Origin of the sequence: Xanthovirga aplysinae, assembly GCF_009711365.1 — a bacterium.
GTDB lineage: Bacteria > Bacteroidota > Bacteroidia > Cytophagales > Cyclobacteriaceae > Xanthovirga > Xanthovirga aplysinae.
In genome coordinates this window covers 1-19927 of sequence record NZ_SMMB01001300.1, presented here as the reverse complement: position 1 = coordinate 19927, position 19927 = coordinate 1, and the positions used below count along the sequence as shown (strand labels likewise).

General features: G+C 36.7%; 18 protein-coding genes. 17 read left to right on the top strand and 1 reads right to left on the bottom strand.

Annotated features, from left to right (window positions below; translation table 11 throughout):
- The first annotated feature begins 72 nt into the window (after positions 1-72).
- The 13 genes from ccsA to rodA all read left to right on the top strand — a co-directional run bounded on the left by ccsA (position 73) and on the right by rodA (position 14491).
- Positions 73-738 (top strand): cytochrome c biogenesis protein CcsA, encoded by a 666-nt coding sequence (gene ccsA, locus E1171_RS22775; RefSeq protein ID WP_155208457.1) that lies wholly within the window; start codon positions 73-75, stop codon positions 736-738.
- A 5-nt stretch (positions 739-743) separates the two neighbouring features.
- Positions 744-986 (top strand): CcmD family protein, encoded by a 243-nt coding sequence (locus E1171_RS22770; RefSeq protein WP_155208415.1) that lies wholly within the window; start codon positions 744-746, stop codon positions 984-986.
- A 282-nt stretch (positions 987-1268) separates the two neighbouring features.
- Positions 1269-1673 (top strand): cytochrome c maturation protein CcmE domain-containing protein, encoded by a 405-nt coding sequence (locus E1171_RS22765; protein WP_155208413.1) that lies wholly within the window; start codon positions 1269-1271, stop codon positions 1671-1673.
- Between the two features lie 184 nt (positions 1674-1857).
- The gene (locus tag E1171_RS22760) at positions 1858-4395 is read left to right on the top strand and encodes a heme lyase CcmF/NrfE family subunit (protein WP_155208411.1); all 2538 of its coding nucleotides are present in this window, start codon (positions 1858-1860) and stop codon (positions 4393-4395) included.
- A 241-nt stretch (positions 4396-4636) separates the two neighbouring features.
- A complete protein-coding gene (locus E1171_RS22755; RefSeq protein ID WP_155208409.1) occupies positions 4637-5428 on the top strand; it encodes a Rossmann-like and DUF2520 domain-containing protein in 792 nt (263 codons plus the stop codon).
- Between the two features lie 256 nt (positions 5429-5684).
- Positions 5685-6563 (top strand): geranylgeranylglycerol-phosphate geranylgeranyltransferase, encoded by an 879-nt coding sequence (locus E1171_RS22750; RefSeq protein WP_155208407.1) that lies wholly within the window; start codon positions 5685-5687, stop codon positions 6561-6563.
- Between the two features lie 54 nt (positions 6564-6617).
- The gene (gene purN / locus E1171_RS22745) at positions 6618-7202 is read left to right on the top strand and encodes a phosphoribosylglycinamide formyltransferase (RefSeq protein ID WP_187696596.1); all 585 of its coding nucleotides are present in this window, start codon (positions 6618-6620) and stop codon (positions 7200-7202) included.
- 17 nt (positions 7203-7219) lie between these two features.
- Positions 7220-8746, top strand: a complete 1527-nt coding sequence (gene purH / locus E1171_RS22740) for a bifunctional phosphoribosylaminoimidazolecarboxamide formyltransferase/IMP cyclohydrolase (RefSeq protein WP_155208406.1) — start codon at positions 7220-7222, stop codon at positions 8744-8746.
- Positions 8747-9011: 265 nt separating this feature from the next.
- A complete protein-coding gene (locus E1171_RS22735) occupies positions 9012-10043 on the top strand; it encodes a rod shape-determining protein (RefSeq protein WP_155208404.1) in 1032 nt (343 codons plus the stop codon).
- A 21-nt stretch (positions 10044-10064) separates the two neighbouring features.
- Positions 10065-10904, top strand: coding sequence for a rod shape-determining protein MreC (gene mreC / locus E1171_RS22730; protein ID WP_155208402.1), 840 nt, complete (start codon positions 10065-10067; stop codon positions 10902-10904).
- 4 nt (positions 10905-10908) lie between these two features.
- A complete protein-coding gene (locus E1171_RS22725; RefSeq protein ID WP_155208400.1) occupies positions 10909-11421 on the top strand; it encodes a Rod shape-determining protein MreD in 513 nt (170 codons plus the stop codon).
- Entirely contained in the window at positions 11418-13223 is a 1806-nt protein-coding gene (gene mrdA / locus E1171_RS22720; RefSeq protein WP_155208398.1) for a penicillin-binding protein 2, read from the top strand. The genes E1171_RS22725 and mrdA overlap by 4 nt, the downstream gene beginning before the upstream one ends.
- The gene (gene rodA / locus E1171_RS22715; protein ID WP_187696595.1) at positions 13220-14491 is read left to right on the top strand and encodes a rod shape-determining protein RodA; all 1272 of its coding nucleotides are present in this window, start codon (positions 13220-13222) and stop codon (positions 14489-14491) included. Before mrdA ends, rodA begins: the two co-directional genes overlap by 4 nt.
- Positions 14492-14609: 118 nt before the next feature.
- Here rodA and E1171_RS22710 read toward each other — a convergent pair whose 3' ends face one another.
- Positions 14610-15686, bottom strand: coding sequence for a hypothetical protein (locus tag E1171_RS22710; RefSeq protein ID WP_155208396.1), 1077 nt, complete (start codon positions 15684-15686; stop codon positions 14610-14612).
- A 34-nt stretch (positions 15687-15720) separates the two neighbouring features.
- On the opposite strand from E1171_RS22710, the gene E1171_RS22705 reads away from it, so the two are divergent.
- The 4 genes from E1171_RS22705 to recO are packed head-to-tail and all read left to right on the top strand — an operon-like array spanning position 15721 to position 19599.
- The gene (locus E1171_RS22705; protein WP_155208394.1) at positions 15721-16044 is read left to right on the top strand and encodes a 2Fe-2S iron-sulfur cluster-binding protein; all 324 of its coding nucleotides are present in this window, start codon (positions 15721-15723) and stop codon (positions 16042-16044) included.
- Between the two features lie 13 nt (positions 16045-16057).
- Positions 16058-16684, top strand: a complete 627-nt coding sequence (locus E1171_RS22700; protein ID WP_155208392.1) for a thymidine kinase — start codon at positions 16058-16060, stop codon at positions 16682-16684.
- Positions 16662-18908, top strand: a complete 2247-nt coding sequence (porZ, locus tag E1171_RS22695; protein WP_155208391.1) for a type IX secretion system anionic LPS delivery protein PorZ — start codon at positions 16662-16664, stop codon at positions 18906-18908. Before E1171_RS22700 ends, porZ begins: the two co-directional genes overlap by 23 nt.
- Before the next feature lies 1 nt (position 18909).
- Complete coding sequence (gene recO, locus E1171_RS22690; RefSeq protein ID WP_155208390.1) at positions 18910-19599, top strand: DNA repair protein RecO; 690 nt, start codon at positions 18910-18912, stop codon at positions 19597-19599.
- Positions 19600-19927: the final 328 nt, after the last annotated feature.

Sequence of the window (19927 nt, the reverse complement as noted above, 5' to 3'; positions counted from 1 at the left end):
AAAGATAGAAAAATCGGGTTAACTTTTGTGAAAAAGACCAAAAGTAGAGGGCCCTATAGGATCATGATGGACTTGAAAAAAAACTGGTGGAAAGCCTTAGCAATTTTAATCCTTCTTTATTCCATTATTGGAGGCTTATTAATAGAAGTGCCGCGTTTAGCCATTTTAAATGAGACCATAAGGGCATTGTTTTTTCACGTTCCAATGTGGTTTGGGATGATTTTCCTCTTGAGTGTTTCGGTTTTCTACTCCATTAAATACCTGTCTTCTAATAATCTTCAACATGATGTGAGAGCGGTAGAATTTGCTAATTCAGGGGTTGTTTTTGGTGTTTTAGGTATTCTGACAGGAATGGTCTGGGCTAAGTTTACTTGGGGAGACTATTGGAGCAACGATCCCAAGCAAAATGGAGCAGCAATCGGTTTACTGATTTATTTTGCCTACTTTGTGTTGAGAAACTCCCTTGAAGACGAGCAAAAAAAAGCACGGATTAGTGCTGTTTATAATATTTTCGCTTTCGCAACTCTTATTCCTTTATTATTTATTTTACCAAGGTTGACAGACTCTTTACATCCAGGAAATGGAGGGAATCCAGGCTTTAATGCCTATGACTTAGACAATAGGTTGCGCTTGGTATTTTACCCAGCGGTCATTGGTTGGACACTTATGGGGGTTTGGTTCAGTAGTATAAGAGTACGGATAAGAGATTTACAAAATCAAATGAATGAAACTGCATAATTGAGATGAAGAATTTATTATTAATTTGTTTCTTATTTCTAAGTCTGAATGGTTTTGCTCAACAAAGTGCCTCTTCAATGATTAATGAGGAGTCAGCACCAAAAGTTGAAATGGCTGACCAATTTCGTGAAGACGGGAAAATTTATGTTTTGGTGGCGATAATGGTCACTATTTTTTTAGGAGTAACGGTATACACAGTAAGTATTGATAAAAAGGTTTCCCGTTTAGAAAAGGACTTGAAAAACTGATTTTCAGGAAAAGATAGTAGTAAAAAGTTGAAATAGAATTTCATTTTTTCGGTGATTTAATCTATTGCTTGAACTCTTTGAAAATGTTAAAAGAGGGGAAATTTCAGAAGAAGCAATTTATTTGGGCATTTGCTCTTGTTTTGTAAAATCCATTAGAATTTAAAATTGTTTATATTAATAAATGTTTACTCAATTTTGGAAGGCTGAATAATTAAATTCTTAAGAAGAGATTAGGATTGTCCTTTCTGGTTTGAGCCTGAAATACAAATTATAAGGGGTATAATGAAGAAATCACACATTTTAGGTATTGTTGTCATTGCCATTGCGATAACAGTAATTGTTTCTACAGCGGGAGATGCTAGTTCATATGTGACCTTTAAAGAAGCTCATGAAATGGCTGAAAAAGGCAAGGATGCGAAAATTCATGTGGTAGGCCAGTTGAAGAAAGATGAGCAGGGACAGGTGATTGGTATTTATCCAAGTGAGGACAAACTTTCCTTTTCTTTTATGCTTATTGATAATAATGGTCAAGAGCAAATGGTTTCCTACCATGAACCCATGCCCAATGATTTTATGCGATCTGAACAGGTGGTGGTCATTGGGGGTTATAATCAAAACCATGAATTTCTTGCAGACAAAATTTTGATGAAGTGCCCATCAAAATATCAGGAAACGGAAGTTAAATGATCCTTAAAGGTTAAATTTTTTAATAGCCTACTGTGGACTATCCATGTGAGATGGATAGAGTTAATTATTAAATCTTTTGTAGGATTTTTCGCTAATCTTTAAGTGTTACGGAATATCTTTTCAAGTTTTAGACTCTTTACATCTTATTTAAAAATAATTTTTTACTTAAAATCATCCATTAGGCATGATACATACCTTAATAGGGGACTTTGGACATTTATTTGTAATCATCTCCTTTGTCACCGCTTTGGTAGCCACCATTTCTTATTATAAGGTTACCACCCAAAGCAATGAATTGCTTAAAAAGGATTGGGGGAAATTTGCTCGAACTTTTTTTTACCTCCATACGGTTTCAGTTTGGGCGGTAGTGGCCATTCTTTTTACCATTATCTATAATCATTACTTTGAGTATTATTATGCCTGGGAACATTCCTCTCGTAACCTGCCAGTGCATTACATGATTTCCTGCTTTTGGGAGGGACAAGAAGGAAGCTTTCTGTTGTGGATTTTTTGGAACACCATTTTGGGGATTATTTTAATTCGAACTAATAAAAAATGGGAAGGGCCAATGATGACCATTTTTGCCTTGGTACAGGCCTTTTTGGTTTCCATGATTTTGGGTACGGTTATTCCGGGATTGGAAGTTAAAATTGGTAGTGACCCTTTCATTTTGTTACGAGATGGCTTGGAGGCACCAATTTTTAAAATGAATCCAAATTTTGTTCCGAAAGACGGAACAGGTTTAAACCCTTTATTGCAGAATTATTGGATGGTAATTCACCCTCCTACACTTTTCTTAGGGTTTGCCTTAACTCTTGTTCCTTTCGCTTACCTGATTGCGGGTTTATGGACTAATCAATATAAGGAATGGATTCGGCCTGCGTTTCCATGGTCATTGACTGCTGCCCTGATTCTAGGTATTGGAATAATGATGGGTGCTTATTGGGCTTATGAGACCTTAAATTTTGGGGGGTATTGGAATTGGGATCCAGTAGAAAATGCTGTTTACATTCCATGGTTGGTGCTAGTCGCATCTATTCATACCATGATCATCTTCCGAAAGAACAATACCGCTCTTAAATCCTCCATTATCTTAACCTTGAGTACATTTATTTTGGTATTGTACTCCACCTTCCTGACAAGAAGTGGGATATTGGGAGAGGCTTCTGTTCACTCTTTTACCGATTTAGGGCTTTCTGAACAATTGCTAGTTTATTTGGTGGCTTTTATTGTGATTTCGATGGTGCTGTGTATTAAAGTTTGGAAGAAATTACCCACCAATAAAGAGGAAGTATCAACTTACTCCAGGGAATTCTGGATTTTTATGGGAGCTACTACGCTTTGTTTGATGAGTTTTCAGGTTTTGATCCCAACCTCTATCCCTGTTTATAATGGTATTATTGAATTGTTTGGTGGAATTTCTAATGCTGCACCTCCAGCAGATCAGATTGAGTTTTATAGTAAATTCCAGTTATGGTTTGCCATATCCTTAGCGCTTTTATCGGGAACAGGACAATTGTTTTGGTGGAAGAAAATGGACAAGGAACAGCTAAAAGCAGCCATAGCTTTGCCATTTGTATTGACCCTTCTAATTTCCAGTATTGTGGTGCTTATTTCAGGTGTGCATCATGTTACCTATATTTTACTGTTGGTAGCTTCCATTTACACTATTATTGCCAATCTGAAAGTTTTATTTAATGTACTGAAAAGCAATTATAAACTTTCAGGAGGGGCGATTACCCATATAGGAATGGCTATGATGCTTATTGGTATCTTGTTTTCTGCAGGATATTCAAATATTATCTCATTAAATACTACAGGGCTTGGCTATTCTAATGATTTTGATGATGAGGTAAATCTTAAAAACTTGTTATTATTCATTAATGAGCCTAACCAGATGGATAAATATGAGGTGACTTATAAAGGGCAAAGGTTAGAGGTGAAAGGTGTTCCAGGGTATGTGCCAAAAGGCCTATTTCGCTTAACTGATGATCCTTATAAAATCACTGCCAAAGAAGCCATTGTTATTGATGGAATAACTTATGCCCAAAGGGGAGATACGCTCTCCATTTCCCCTGAGAACACTTATTACGAAGTAGAATTTAAAGAAGCTAATGGAAATGTCATTTACTTATACCCTCGATTGCAGGTAAATGAACAAATGGGGAATATTGTTTCTCCTGCTATTAAAAAAGATCTATTTAGGGATATTTATATGCACCCAACGGTGGTGGCCCCGGATGTAACATCGGAAAAGGACTGGAGTGATCCGGAGGAGAAAGAACTCAAAGCTGGTGAACAATTTTTTGTAAACGATTATGTGGCCAATTTTGAAGGGGTACACAGAATTCATGATGTGGAGGGTGTTGATTTAGGCCCAAATGATGTAGCAGTACAAGCCACTATCAAAATTCAGGGAGAGAACCAAAACTATACGGTTAGACCGGTTTATTTAATCAAAGATAAAATGGTTGGCCGCCTTTCTGATGAGGCTGATGATTTAGCCGTAAAGTTGAGTTTGTTAAATGTGCACCCGGAAAGGGACAGCTTTACGTTGGGCATTCAAACTACTCAAAAGGATTATATTATTGTGAAAGCAATGGAAAAACCACTAATTAACTTATTGTGGTTGGGCACTATCATTTTGAGTATTGGATTTACAATGGCTATTCATCGCCGGTACTCGGAATTTAAAAAAATGAGAGAAAAGGGAATGGCATAAGACTTATTTTATTGTAATTTTAATTAAGGATTAGGAGAAAATAACTTAGCGTTTACTAATTCTTTAGTGATAATTGAATTTAGTCCGACTTTTTAGGTCGGACTTTTTTGTTTATCAGGCTTCTATTTTTTTAATCACAATTAATAAAATAGTATTTAAAGCCATTTTCTGAAATTTATTCCTCTCGTGATTTATCTTTAAGAGAGAATAGAATAGCAAGTTTTAAGGAGGTAAAAAACAAATGTCTGGAAATTTTAATATATCAATAATAGGTTCTGGGAATGTGGCCTGGCATATGGCCCAAGCACTTGAAAAGGCTGGTCACAGCGTGCTGGAAGTTTATAGCCGGCAGATTGAGCATGCCTACATGCTGCAGTCAAAGTTGTATTGTGCAGAAGCCCAGGACCATTTGGATTTTTCCAAAAGTAAGTCCTCGATTTTTTTATTGGCAATCACCGACGATGCTATACCTTCTGTGGTGGAGGAATTGGTACTTCCTAGAGGAGCAATTTTAGCTCATACTTCAGGAGCACAACCTTTGAAAGTTTTAGAAAGGGCTAATTTAATGGCCCATGGAGTTTTTTATCCCCTTTATTCTTTCAGTAAATCTGGTAGAGTCAATTTTTCAGAAATTCCGTTTTTCATAGAAGCCGATCATATTAAAACTGAGGAAATACTTGTTCGCCTAGCTCAAAGTCTAAGCAAACAAGTTATGACCATAAATTCAGAACAAAGAAAGCTTTTTCATTTGGCGGGAGTTTTTGCTTGTAACTTTACTAATCACATGCTCTCCATTGCAGAAAAAATCCTAAAAGAGAATCACTTGGATTTTGAGCTGATGAAACCACTAATTCTAGGGACACTGCACAAAAGTCTTGAAATAGGTCCTTTTAATGCACAAACTGGACCTGCTGTTCGTGGTGATTTGAAAACCCTGGATAGTCATGTAGATAAACTAAAAGAAGAAGAGGAACTGCTTAGAATTTATAAAATAATCAGTGATCACATTATTCAGATGCATCAGTATAAATAGTGTTGTGTTAATGATGAAGATTAAATAATTATGATTTGTCAAATTCTAATCTCCCTTCATACATAATCCTTAATTTTTATCTTTTCACTATTTATTGGATTATCTTTACAGAGGAATAATAAGATCTTTGTAAATATAGATGATTATCTTTCTTTAGAAATCAGGGTGAATGGATGATAAGTGGCTTCTATTGTTAATTTGAATATTTGAAAATTGACCTTTACCATCTTAAGGTTATTAATTATATGTTAATTCGATGACAACAATTACTTCCCGGAAACCAAAAAATTTTTCCTTTATTGGGTTCTTTCGGCTAATTAGGTTTCCGAATTTGTTGATAATTGTATTTACCCAATACATGACGGCTGTTTTTCTGGTCGGAAAAGGGGAACCTGCTCTCAGATATTTACTTGACTTTAAACTTTTTCTTTTAACGCTTTCAACAGCTTTGATAGCTGCGGCAGGTTATATTATTAATGATTACTACGATGTAAAAATAGACTTTATTAATAAGCCAGATCAGGTGGTGGTAGGGAAGATTTTAAAAAGAAGAGTCGTAATGTTTTCTCATACTTTTTTAAATTTCACCGGAGTGCTTCTGGGTTTATTTTTAGGGTGGAAAATCTTTTTGATAAACCTTTTTGCGGCTTTTCTACTTTGGTTATACTCAAATGATCTTAAACGTCGGCCTTTTGTGGGGAATCTGTCAGTGGCGGTGCTCACCGCTTTGTCAGTAGGAGTTTTAGGTATTTATTATCGTGAGCAAGATTTAATTGTCTTGACTTACGCGTTTTTTGCCTTTGGAATTACCTTAATTCGTGAGATTATCAAAGATTTGGAGGATATGAAAGGAGATGCGGTTCACGGGTGCAGGACTCTTCCTGTTATTTGGGGGATTCGCAAAACTAGAAAACTGCTTTTTATTTTAATTTCTGCATTTTTAATAGCTCTTTTTTTGATGGCGGGATTAAGTGGAAAAACAATTTTAACCACTTACTTTTTGATTTTATTGGTTCCTATAAGCTTGCTACTGGTGAAACTTTTTAGAGCGGATACGCAAAAGGTATTTGCCCAATTAAGTTTTTTTTGTAAACTCATCATTTTAAGCGGTATAATTAGCATGATATTTTTTTAATCCGTGTATATTTGTCCTCAATTTTTAGCACTTTTCAAATAAGGATATTCCACCGTGGAAAAAATTGCCGTTTTCGCTTCCGGGAATGGAAGCAATGCAGAGAGAATTTTTGAATATTTTAAAGATAGGGATGATGTAGAGGTTAGTCTTTTACTCACCAATAAGAAAACTGCGAAAGTAAGGGAAAGAGCCCAAAGGTTTGGAATCCCCGTTGTAGATTTTAACCGGAAAGATTTTTATCAGGACCAAAAAGTCTATCATCTTCTAAAAGATAATCAAATTACCTTTATTGTTTTGGCGGGATTTTTATGGCTTGTTCCCGATGAGATCATTCACAATTATCCTAACCGAATTATTAATATCCACCCTTCTTTATTGCCAAAGTATGGGGGAAAAGGTATGTATGGGAGTAAAGTTCATCAAGCAGTGATTGATGCTGGAGATAAAGAAACGGGAATTACCATACACTATGTGAATGAAAATTACGATGATGGTCAAATCATTTTTCAGGCTCAATGCCAAGTAAAAGAAGGAGAAACTGCAGAAGAAATTGCCCAACATGTCCATAAATTGGAGCATAAGCACTTTCCTCAAGTCATAGATGAAGTAATTAAAAATAAATCAAACAAAAGCCTTTAAACACTAATCAGAAAGCGATGAATGCCAGGAAAATTAAATCCGCTTTAATTTCTGTTTTTTACAAAGACAATCTGGAGCCTATTGTTAAACTTTTGAAAGAACAGGGAGTAAAGATTTACTCAACGGGAGGAACACAAAAATTTATTGAAGATCAAGGAGCTGAAGTGATAGCTGTGGAAGATCTTACTTCTTATCCTTCTATTCTAGGAGGAAGAGTGAAAACTCTCCACCCCAAAGTGTTTGGAGGAATTCTAAATCGACGAGACAATGAAGCTGATCAGCAACAAATTCAGGAATATGAAATACCTGAAATTGACCTGGTAATTGTTGACCTTTATCCTTTTGAAGAAACTGTAGCTTCTGGGGCTTCAGATGCAGATATTATCGAAAAGATTGATATTGGTGGAATTTCTTTGATACGAGCCGCTGCTAAAAATTTCAAAGACGTATTAATTGTATCTTCCCGGGATCAATATCAAGAGTTGGAACAATTATTGCGGAGCCAGGGAGGGCAAACTGAATTGCCGGATAGGAAGCGATTTGCGGCTTATGCTTTTGATATTTCCTCTAATTATGATACGGCTATCTTCAATTATTTTAATGAAGAGGCTCAAATTAGAAGTTTTAAGCAAAGTGAACAAAATCATCGAGTACTTCGATATGGTGAAAATCCACATCAGGAGGGTGTATTTTACGGTAAGCTCGAGGATATGTTTGAGCAACTAAATGGCAAAGAGCTTTCTTACAACAATTTAGTTGATATTGATGCTTCGGTTTCCTTAATTGAAGAGTTTCCCGGTGAAACAGCTTTTGCTATTTTAAAGCATACCAATGCCTGCGGTGTAGCTACAGGCTCTACCGTAAAAGAAGCCTATCTGAAAGCTTTTGCTGCAGATACAGTTTCGGCTTTTGGAGGAGTGTTGGTATGCAATGCGGCCATAAATTTTGAAGCAGCTGAGGAATTGAATAAATTGTTTTTCGAGGTATTGATTGCTCCTTCCTTTGAAAAGGATGCACTTGAGTTGTTGAAGAGTAAGAAAAATAGAATTCTTTTGGAGCAAAAGAAAGGCCTCGAAAGTAAGAAACAATTTAAAAGCTTACTAAATGGGACGATTGTTCAGGACCGTGATTTAGAAACAGATCAATTGGACGGATTTAAAACAGTGACCAAAAGAGAAGCCACTGAAGGTGAAAAGAGGGCGTTGGTTTTTGCAGGGAAAATTGCCAAACATACCAAGTCAAATACCATTGTTTTAGCTAATGAAGGGCAGTTACTTGCAAGTGGGGTAGGTCAAACCTCTAGAGTAGATGCTTTGAAGCAGGCTATTGAAAAGGCGAGATCATTTGGGTTCGAATTAAAAGGAGCTGTAATGGCTTCGGATGCCTTTTTCCCCTTTCCGGATTGTGTGGAAATTGCACATGGGGCAGGGGTTACAGCAGTAGTACAGCCTGGAGGATCTATCAAAGATCAAAATTCTATTGATTTTTGTGATGAGCATAATTTGGCAATGGTGTTTACAGGTGTTCGGCATTTTAAACATTAGACTTAGATTTGGAGTTAGTAGTAACGATATTAATGAATACCAGCTCAATCGTTGGGATTCTTAAGATTGAGGGCCTTTAAATAGTATAATTGGTGTACAGGGAAAAAATATTGTATTTAAATCAAATGATTTTTTTCCTGTATTTTTCCCATTTTGTAATAACTAAAAATTAGTTGGGCCATAGCAGTTTATTGAAAACAAATTTGTAAATTTCAGAATATTTTAGCACTTAAATATCTCCGGGAGGGGAAATACAGAAGATAAAATGGGATTGTTTGATTTTTTTTCCAGTGATATAGCTATTGATTTAGGTACGGCGAACACCCTTATTATCCACAAAGATAAAATTGTTGTGGATGAGCCTTCCATAATTGCCATTGACAAAACATCGAAAAAAGTGCTGGCCATTGGGAAACAGGCCATGCAAATGCACGAAAAAACTCACGAAAATATAAAAACCATTCGTCCATTAAAAGACGGGGTAATTGCGGACTTCCATGCTGCAGAGCATATGATCAGGGGATTGATCAAATTGACCGATGCGGGTCGTCATAAGCGTGTTTTCCCTTCATCTCATCGAATGGTAATCTGTATACCTTCGGGAATTACAGAAGTAGAAAAGAGAGCGGTCCGGGATTCAGCAGAACATGCGGGTGCTAAAGAGGTTTATATGATTTATGAGCCACTAGCTGCAGCCATAGGAATTGGGATTGATATCGAACAGCCTATAGGATCCATGATTGTGGATATCGGTGGGGGAACTACTGAAATTGCTGTGATTGCACTTTCCGGTATTGTTTGTGATCAATCTATTCGGGTAGCCGGAGACACTTTCAACAAAGATATTCTGGATTATATGAGGAGGCAGCATAACTTGTTGATAGGTGAACGATCTGCAGAAAAAATAAAGATAGAGGTGGGTTCTGCTCTGACAGAGTTAGATGACCCTCCTTCAGATTTTGAAATTCGGGGAAGAGATTTGATGACTGGTATCCCTAAAGTAATCAATGTGTCCTATTCGGAAATAGCATTTGCCATTGATAAATCAGTTTCTAAAATAGAAGAAGCTGTGTTGAAAGCCTTAGAGATCTCACCACCTGAACTGGCTGCTGATATTTACGATAATGGTATCCATTTGACTGGAGGAGGAGCTTTGCTTCGTGGATTGGATAAACGATTGGCGCTTAAAACAAAACTTCCTATTCATGTTGCTGAAGATCCATTAAGAGCAGTGGTAAGGGGAACTGGTATTGCTTTGAAAAAACTGGACAATTTTAAGCCAGTTTTGATGACATAATTTGATGACTTAGGGGCATCCATGCGAGAGCTATTTCTATTTTTATTTAAGTTTCGGGCGTTTTTCTTTTTTGTTTTCCTCGAGATTATCAGTTTTTTGCTCATTGTACATAATAACCGCTACCATGGAGCAGCATTTTTTAACTCTGCCAATCAGTTGGCGGCAGGGACCATGGATTTAAGCAGTAATATTTCCAATTATTTTGGTCTTAAAGGAGTAAATGAGGAATTATCAAAGGAGAATGCCTTATTAAGAGAATTGTTACAAGAAAGGGAAGATTCTTTAATGGTATCCTTGGAATCTTCCGTGGAAGATTCTCTATTCAAGGCGCAAAAATATATTTTTCAGCCTGCCAAGGTGATCAATAATTCTTTTCGAAGAAGTAATAATTACTTGACTATAAGTGAAGGTAGGGGAGCTGGAATTGAGCCAGGAATGGGTGTGGTGAGTTCCACTGGGATAGTAGGGAAAGTAAAAGCAGTTTCAAAACATTACGCTACCATTACTTCGTTGCTACATTCTAATTTTAGCGTATCATCACTTATCCTTTCTACGAACACATATTGTTCCGTAATTTGGGATGGGAATTCACCCACAAAGGCACGTTTGCTTTATGTTCCCAGACACTTGCCTATTGCAATTGGGGATACTGTAGTGACTTCTGGTTTTAATGCGGTTTTTCCGGAAGGAACCCTAATAGGAACAATAAGCAACTTGGATATTCAGGATAATGAGGCATTTTATGATATTGACCTTCAATTAAGCACTGATTTCAGCTCGCTTCCCTATGTTTATGTGGTTAAGAATAATTTTAAGATTGAGCAGGATTCCCTGCAAGTAAATTCCTTTACAGAACAATAGTAGGATGAATCCCTTTTCCCAAATTCTTAATTTTGCTGTTTATATAGCTACTCAGGTATTATTGGTAAGAAACCTGGTCTTATTTGATAGGGGGTTTTGCTTTATTTATATTGGTTTCTTACTGCTAATTCCATTTGAAATCAGTACCACAGTTTTGATGTTAATTGGTTTTGGTACGGGATTAATAGTTGATATCTTTTATGATACATTAGGCATGCATACCGCTGCATGTGTATTACTTATGTTTTTAAGGCAATCTTGGATAAATTTGTTGACTCCCCGAGGAGGTTATGAAAATGTATATTATCCTTCATTAAAAATGATGGGAGTAGAATGGTTTGCCACCTATGCACTTCCCTTAATTTTTGTTCATCATCTTTTACTTTTTTATTTGGAAGCAGCTGGATTTGAATTTTTCTTTTTTACCTTGACCAAAGTTTTGGCAAGTGTCGCATTTACCTTTTTAACAATCCTAATTGTCCAATTTCTTTTTTATCCTGCGCCTAAAAAACCATGATCGAAAACCGGAAATATGTCATTCAGTTTATCTTTCTATTCATAGGTCTCATCTTTTTAATTAAGCTTTTTTATATCCAGGTACTTGATCCAAGTTACAAACTGGCAGCGGAGAATAATGTGGTGCGAAAAGAGGTGGAATACCCTTTTCGAGGACTAATGTACGATAGAAATAATCAGGTGATTGTTTATAACGAGCCTGTTTATGATCTTATGGTCATTCCCAAAGAAATCCGGGGGATAGACACCACGGCTTTTTGTGCAGATTTTTCTATAACTAAAGAAGAATTTGAAGAGAAAATTCAAAAAGCTAAAACCTATTCCTACATCAGGGAATCCCCTTTTATAAAACAGTTATCAAATGCAGAGTTTGCCAAAGTGCAAGATCTACTTGTAGATTATCCAGGTTTTTATATTACGACCAGGACAATTAGGGCCTACCCTTATCCAATGATGTCAAATGCCTTTGGTTATATTGGAGAGATCAGCCGTTCCCAGTTAGAGAAGGATACTCTAAATTACTATAAAACAGGAGACTATATTGGTAGAAGCGGTTTAGAATCGCAATACGAAAATCAACTCAGGGGTAGGCGAGGAGTACAATATAAAATGGTAAATGTCCGTGGGGTGGAAAAGGGCTCTTTTGAAGAAGGGAATTATGATACTTTATCTATTCCTGGGGATAACTTAATAACCAGTATTGATGCTCAGCTTCAGTTATATGGTGAAAAGTTAATGAAAGGGAAGTCTGGAAGTATTGTTGCTATAGAACCGTCCAGTGGAGAGATTCTTGCCATGGTTTCTGGCCCAACTTATGACCCCAGCTTGCTTTCTGGCAGGGATTTGGGAAAGAATTATCAAGTGCTCTCCCAAGATACCCTACGACCACTTTTTAACAGGCCTTTGATGGCAGTTTATCCTCCCGGTTCAATATGGAAAACTGTTCAAGCTTTAATTGGAATGCAGGAAGGAGTGATAGTTCCTTCAACCCGCATACGATGTGATCGTTCCATTATTAAATGCCATGGTCCGCACTTTAATGACAACCTGGCTGAAGCTATTCAACATTCTTGTAATCCCTATTTTTATGAAGTGATGAGGCGAATTGTGGATCAAAATGTATCAGCTGATCCATATGAAGACCCTAAGATAGGGCTAAAGAAGTGGAGGGAATATGTGGAAAGTTTTGGTTTCGGTAAACCTTTAGGAATAGATTTGCCCAATGAAAAGGGAGGATATATTCCAGGAGTTCCTTATTATGATAGAGTTTATGGGGCAAGGGGCTGGAAATATAGAACCATTTATTCCCTTTCTATTGGACAGGGTGAAATTCTTGCTGGTCCTTTGCAGATGGCTAATTTGGGAGCAATTATTGCAAATGAGGGATATTATTATACCCCCCATTTAGTAAAATCCATAGGAAAGGATGGAAAGCCATTACCAAAATATCACCAGAAGAATTTCACTAAAATTCAATCTCAATATTTTTCTCCGGTAAAAGATGCCATGGAAAGTGTAACAGAATGGGGGGGGACGGGTTTCAGAGCGGGAATAAAGGGAATTCCAGTTTGCGGAAAAACTGGTACAGTTCAAAATCCACATGGAAAAGATCATTCTGTGTTTTTGGCATTTGCACCAAAAGATAATCCTAAAATTGCTATATCGGTATATGTGGAGAACTCAGGTTGGGGAAGTGAAGCCGGCGCCGCTATTGCGGGTTTGATGATTGAAAAATACCTCAGAGGGGCTGATGCCCAATTAAGGTATGAAGATTTCGTACTTGAAGAACAATATATTCGGTGAGAAAAGAGGGAATTAATAGTAGTAAGGTAGATTGGGTAACCGTAGGGTTATTTGCTCTGTTGGCCCTGGCGGGTTGGTTGAATGTTTATGCCTCGGTTTATGATGAAGAAGTTTATCAGAGTCTTTTTGATTTTTCTACTCGAGCAGGTAAGCAATTAATGTGGATTGGGACATCAGGCATCTTAATAATTCTTATTATGGTGATGGACTTTCGCTTTTTTGATTCCTTTAGTTATGGAATTTATGGAGGAGTAGTACTTCTTCTGATTTTAGTGTTGATTTTTGGGCAGGAAGTGGCTGGTACCCGGGCCTGGTTTGCTTTAGGTCCTGTTAAGTTGCAACCTTCCGAATTTGGAAAGTTTGCCACTTCTTTGGCTGTAGCCAAATTTCTTTCTGACCCTGGAGTGAAACTTAAAGATTTTCGAAATCAGGCGACTGTAGCCTTTATTATTGGCTTGCCTGCTCTCTTGGTCTTACTTCAGGGGGATGCTGGATCTACCACGGTTTATGTGGCCATGATTTTGGTGTTATATAGGGAAGGCCTCAACCCAACCATTATAATTATTGGGGTTATTGTTTTAACCTTTTTGATCCTCACCTTAATATTTGATCAGTTGCACTTAACAATAGGAATTTTAGGTGTGGCTGGATTGATTATTTATAGGATGAGGAAAAGTTGGAAAAAAATATTTGTGGTGATTACCTCGGCCTTTTTATTAATTGGGGAAGTATATGGAATCGATTTCCTAATGAAGGATGTCTTCAGACCTCACCAAAGAAATAGAATTCAATTATTGGTTAATCCAAATGTAGATCCATTGGGAGTGGGTTGGAATGTGACCCAATCTAAAATAGCTATTGGTTCAGGTGGATTTTTTGGGAAAGGGTTTCTAAATGGTACCCAAACTAAGTTTAACTTTGTACCGGAGCAAGACACAGACTTTATTTTTTGCACTATTGGGGAAGAACACGGCTGGATAGGAAGTTTCTTTCTGGTGGGATTATTTATGGCCCTTTTTCTTCGTATAATTCATTTGGCAGAAAGACAAAAATCTCGCTTTGGGCGAGTATACGGCTATTGTGTAGCGTGCATTCTTTTTTATCATTTTTTGGTAAATATAGGGATGACTATTGGTTTGATTCCTGTGATGGGAATTCCTTTGCCATTTTTTAGTTATGGGGGCTCTTCTTTATGGTCATTTACTATTTTCCTTTTTATTCTAGTTAAATTGGACGCACATCGAATGCAGGTCCTGGAAAGGATTTAATTTAGTTAATGCTTAAAAGAGTTAATTTGATTTCTTCTTAGTTTTGTGGACGAGGCATAATGTTTAACCTTGGTTGTTTACAACTCTTAGCCTCTACCTCATATTTTTTATTCAATAATTAGCTGAACTTTTTTGCAACCATTTCCATAAACTCTGTTACTTCTTCCTTATCCATTACCCATTGATAGGTAGTGGCGAAATGCCCATTCAGTAGGTTGATAGCCTCACTGTAACTGTGACATTTTTCCAGTTCCAAAAGGCAACTTTCAAAAGCATTGGAGTCCCCATCAAAAAGTTCTTTAATAAACATGAATTTTTGATTGAGGCTTAAACTTCCTGCTAAATTCCCAAATTTCTTATTCCGATGAATATCAGCCAGGTTTTGGGTGCTATGAGTTGCCAATGCTTCATTAAGGGTTTTAACAGGGGTGGCTTCTACGTCTTCTTGGATTGGTTTTATAAAATTGGTTTTAGGAATAGTCTCCTTAATTTCAGGAGTGAGGGGAGATGATAAAGGAGGGTTTTTTTTCTCTAAAAAGGAATTCTCTTCATTAGAAATGGAAGTAAAAAAAATTTCATCAGGATTAAGGGACAAGTCCTCAGAAAATTGCTTTATGAAGGTGGTATAGTCCAGTGGTGTGTTGGTCTGATTTATTCTGGAGGTTTCTAAAATTTGCCAGACTTCTTCTAATGAGATCTTTTTAAGGTATTTTTCTTCACATTGTTCCTTTAGATGGGTTAATAGGTAATTATTGGTTTTAATATACTTCGAAAGATTATCAATTTCCTCAAGGCTAATTTCTTTGTTGTAATTCTGCGGGAATTCTTTCCGGAAAAAGGCAATGGGAGCAAAAATTAAAAGTAGTGTATCTTCAACAGCCTTTGTCAAAAGGGGTTTAAAGGTTTGTTTTTGAATGGAGATATTACGGGATAGTACATTCATAAACTCCTGAAGGGCTTTTTTAACCTCTGTAGAATTGTAATCAAAATATGGACTTTTCAGTTTCTCCATATCTTTTTGCCATTCCTCAAAAAGCCTTTTGATCACTAATAGGTTTACTTGTTTAACCTTGCTAAACTTTAAAATCTCATGCCCACTTATTTGATTATTTTCAGGAAAATAATCGTTTATCAATTTGATGGCATAGTTCGCACTGTAGCCTTCTACGTAAGAAGAATTAAATTTGCTCTCCATTATTTAATTTGTTTCTTTTGTAAATTTAAGCATTATGCCTAAAATACAATTGCAAAACCTAAGTAATAAGGAAATTATTAGCAATAATAAATCCAAAAGTATTCTTCAGGATATTCTTGAGAATGGCATTGATTGGCTTCATGCTTGTGGTGGAAAAGGTCGCTGTACTACCTGCAAGATGGTCATTATTAGTGGGGAAGGACATTTGAGTCCCCTCAGCGTATTCGAACAGAAGATGATTAAACTCAAAAAGCTGGGAGATCATGAAAGACTGAGCTGTCAATGTACCACTGATGGAGATTTGGTTATTAGAGTGGCTGAAGAAAATAAAATGCCGCACATGAGTTATTCAGATTAAAGAAAATTCAACTATGTTTATTGAACCACATTTAGGACACCTTCCTCATGTTGATGGGGGCCGTTCGGGCTGGATAGAGGTAATCTCGGGGTCCATGTTTTCAGGAAAAACAGAGGAGCTGATTCGGAGACTAAATCGGGCAATAATTGCCCGACAAAAGGTGGAGATTTTTAAGCCTGCCGTAGATAAAAGATTTCATGATTTGGATGTAGTGTCACATAATGGTTCTGCTATACGTTCCACACCAGTGAGTTTTGCTCAGGATATTATTATGTTAGCTGAAAATAGTGATGTGGTAGGTATAGATGAAGCACAGTTTTTTGATGAAAGCCTTCCCGATGTATGTGCTCAATTAGCCAAAAAAGGGAAAAGGATAATAATTGCGGGATTGGATATGGATTTTGCTGGAAAACCTTTTGGTCCTATGCCTGCTCTTTTAAGTGTGGCAGAATATATCACAAAAGTACACGCAATTTGTGTTCAATGTGGAGGCATTGCAAACCATTCATTTAGATTTTCCCCTTCTAAGGCAAAAGTAATGCTAGGAGAAAGGGATGCTTACGAGGCAAGATGCCGTAAATGTTTTAATGAAGGAATCGCTGATCAAAAACAAGAGAGTGAAAAACATTTTGGTTTATAGTTTTTTGCTGATGTGTGCTCATATTGGAGCATATCAAAACATTTATGCACAAACCGATATTCCTGTTGGGAATTGGCGAACACATTTTAGCTACCGTCAAACTAATAAGGTCGTAGTGACAGAAAATAGGATCTACTGTGCGACTAATCATAGCCTTTTTTACTTAGATAAGGATGATAATAGCCTGAATAAGTTAACCAAAATGGATGGGTTAAGTGAGAATACTATAAGTACTATGGCTTACAACTCTGATTTAAAAATTTTGTTAATTGGCTACGTTGATGGCAATGTAGATCTGCTTTCTGGAAATGGTTTACTTAATTTTAGTGAAATAAAGGACAGCAGGGTAGTGCAAAATAAAGCTATTAGACAGGTTTCTTTTGAGGGAAATAGGGCATTTCTTTCTACTGGATTTGGTTTAGCAGTGCTTGATTTAGATCAAATGGAAGTTAGGGAAACCTATGCTAACCTAGGAATAGATGGGGAAGCTGTTGGAATTTACAGCAGCGTCATTTTCAACAGTAAGATTTTTATTACTTCAGATGCCGGAATTTTGTCAGCTCCGGTGAATGACCGCACAAACTTGTTGGATTATAACAACTGGAAAAGGTTTGGGGATAATGAGGGACTCCCTGACAAAGAATTTCGATTACTATCAAAATTTAAAGATAAGGTGTATGCTGCCACAGACTCCGAGCTGTACGCATACGATGGAGAGCAATGGGAGCTTTTAAATGATTTTAGTGAAAAAATAAATTCTATTAGCGGTTCCGGTAATAGCTTAATTATTAGTTTGACTAATTCTATTAAAGTATATGAGGAAGGACAACCAGATTTTCAGACCATTACTTCTTCATTGACTACCTCTCCACAAGAAGTGATTCAGGATCAGGAAGGTCTTTTATGGGTGGCTGATTTAGAGAATGGTTTGGTTACAAATCGGGAGGGAGAATTTAAAGCGCTTTATCCTGAAGGCCCCTTTCACAATAAAATAAATCGGCTCTATTCTTCTAATGGGTTATTAATTGCTTTTTCGGATGAACAGCCTGCCTCGATTGGGGATAATGGTTTTGATCTTTTTGAGGAAGGTAATTGGATAAATTACGGCTCTCAGCAAGAAGGGGAATTAAGGATTCCTTTCCTTAATTCTCAAGTAAATGATGTGGTGGTTTCCCCCATAGATAGAAAGTTTTATTTCTCCACCAGTGGGGATGGGCTTTTAGTTTGGAGTAAAACCGATTTAAACCTATTTAATACTGATAATTCTGATCTAATAAGTGATCATCTAACCGCAATTACGTCTGATGAACTAGGGAGTATATGGTTAATAGGCCAATCAAATGGTAATCAATTACTTCAAAGCCTTTCTCCAGAAGGTCATTGGGTAACTTATTCTCTTACTGATGAAGAGGAATTTAATGAAATACTAGTCTATCCCGGAGGGGAAAAATGGATGATTAAACGTGGAGGCTCAAAAGGAATATTCGTCTTTAATGAAGAAAGCAGAGAATCTAAAGCGTTAAATACTTTGAACACTATTGAGCCTGGTCTTCCAGATAATAATATTTCTCAAATGGCTATTGATCGGAATCCATACGTTTGGGTAACTACAGGTAAAGGGGTTGCTTACTTTAGTTCTCCCCTTTCGGTGCTTTCCGAAGCTTTGACTTTTGTTGTTCGACCTATTTCTGATGATCACTATTTATTGAATAACCAAACATGCACTGCTTTGGCCGTTGATGGAGGAAACAGAAAATGGATTGGTACCACTCAAGGGCTTTGGCTATTTAATGAATATGGGGAACAACTAATCCAACATTTTACAGAAGAGAATAGTCCATTGCCTTCAGATATGATTCTGGATTTGGCAATTAATGACCAAAATGGAGAGTTATTTATTGCTACGGATCAAGGTCTGGTTTCTTTTCGAAGTGATGCTACTCCTGGAATGGAAGCTCATGAGAATGTTCGTATTTTCCCAAATCCGGTTACTTCTGATTTTGGCGGTCTGGTAGGTATTGATGGGTTGGCCGAGGATGTTACCCTTAAAATAGCTGGGGCTTCCGGAAGGGTGGTTCGTACTTTTAAGGCAAATGGTGGTATGGCTTCTTGGGATTTAAAAGATGAATACGGAAGAAGAGTAAATACGGGTGTTTATTTAGTTTTTAGTTCCACTGCCGACGGCCAGGAAACATTTGTGGGAAAAATAGCTGTAATAAACTGATATGCTTCACAAAAGCCGTGGAATTGCTCTCAATTATATCAAATACAAGGAAAGTTCTATTATTGCTCGAATCTACACAGAACTTTTTGGACTTCAGTCTTATGTAATAAATGGAGTACGAAGTAAAAAGTCCAGGTATAAGGTGGCACTTTTTCAGCCCCTAACCCTATTGGATTTAGTGGTGTACAAAAGAGAACATGCTGGTTTAAACCGAATTTCAGAGGTTAAATGTAGTAATCCTTTTGCTAGCATTCCATTTGATGTGAAAAAATCAGGAATTGCTTTATTTCTTACTGAAGTATTGGTGAAATCGGTCAGAGAAGAAGAACCTAACCCTTCACTTTTTGCTTTTTTGGAACAATCTATTCTGATGCTTGATCATCTGGAAAGCCATTATGAGAACTTTCATCTTCAATTTTTATTAAAACTTAGCAAATATTTAGGTTTTGGCGCTGCCACTGCTCATGACTTTTTTGAGCAATTGTTCCCATTTACAGATTTAAAAGACATGGCATTAACTGAGGAGCAATCTATTAATCAGCTCACCATTCTGAATTATCAAAACGATTTTCATTTATCTAATAAGTACAGAAGGGAAATTCTAGGTCATATTCTTCAATTCTTCAAATTACACCTAGAAAATTTTGGAGAGGTTAAGTCCCTGGCTGTCTTAAAAGAAATCATGAGCTAAAGAAAGATCCTTTGTTCTAAGATTTATTTATAGAAGGAATTACTTTTATGGTTCTTTTTTGGTGTAGAATACCTCGAATACTTTAGACCTTCACATCCAAGAATGCTTCAGATTTTTGTGCAGACAAGACAAATTTTAAAATTTAAGGGAAAATAATAAATCAAAAAGTAATTCTTAAGTTTTAAAGGACAAAGGGAGCCATATAGTTTATAAATTTCTATTTCATTTTTAATACCAAAAAAATGTCAAATGTTACATTGGATTTTTCTTTAATGGTTCCTCTTTTATCTTTACATCTTATTTGATCCTTGGGGAAAATTTGTTTTGA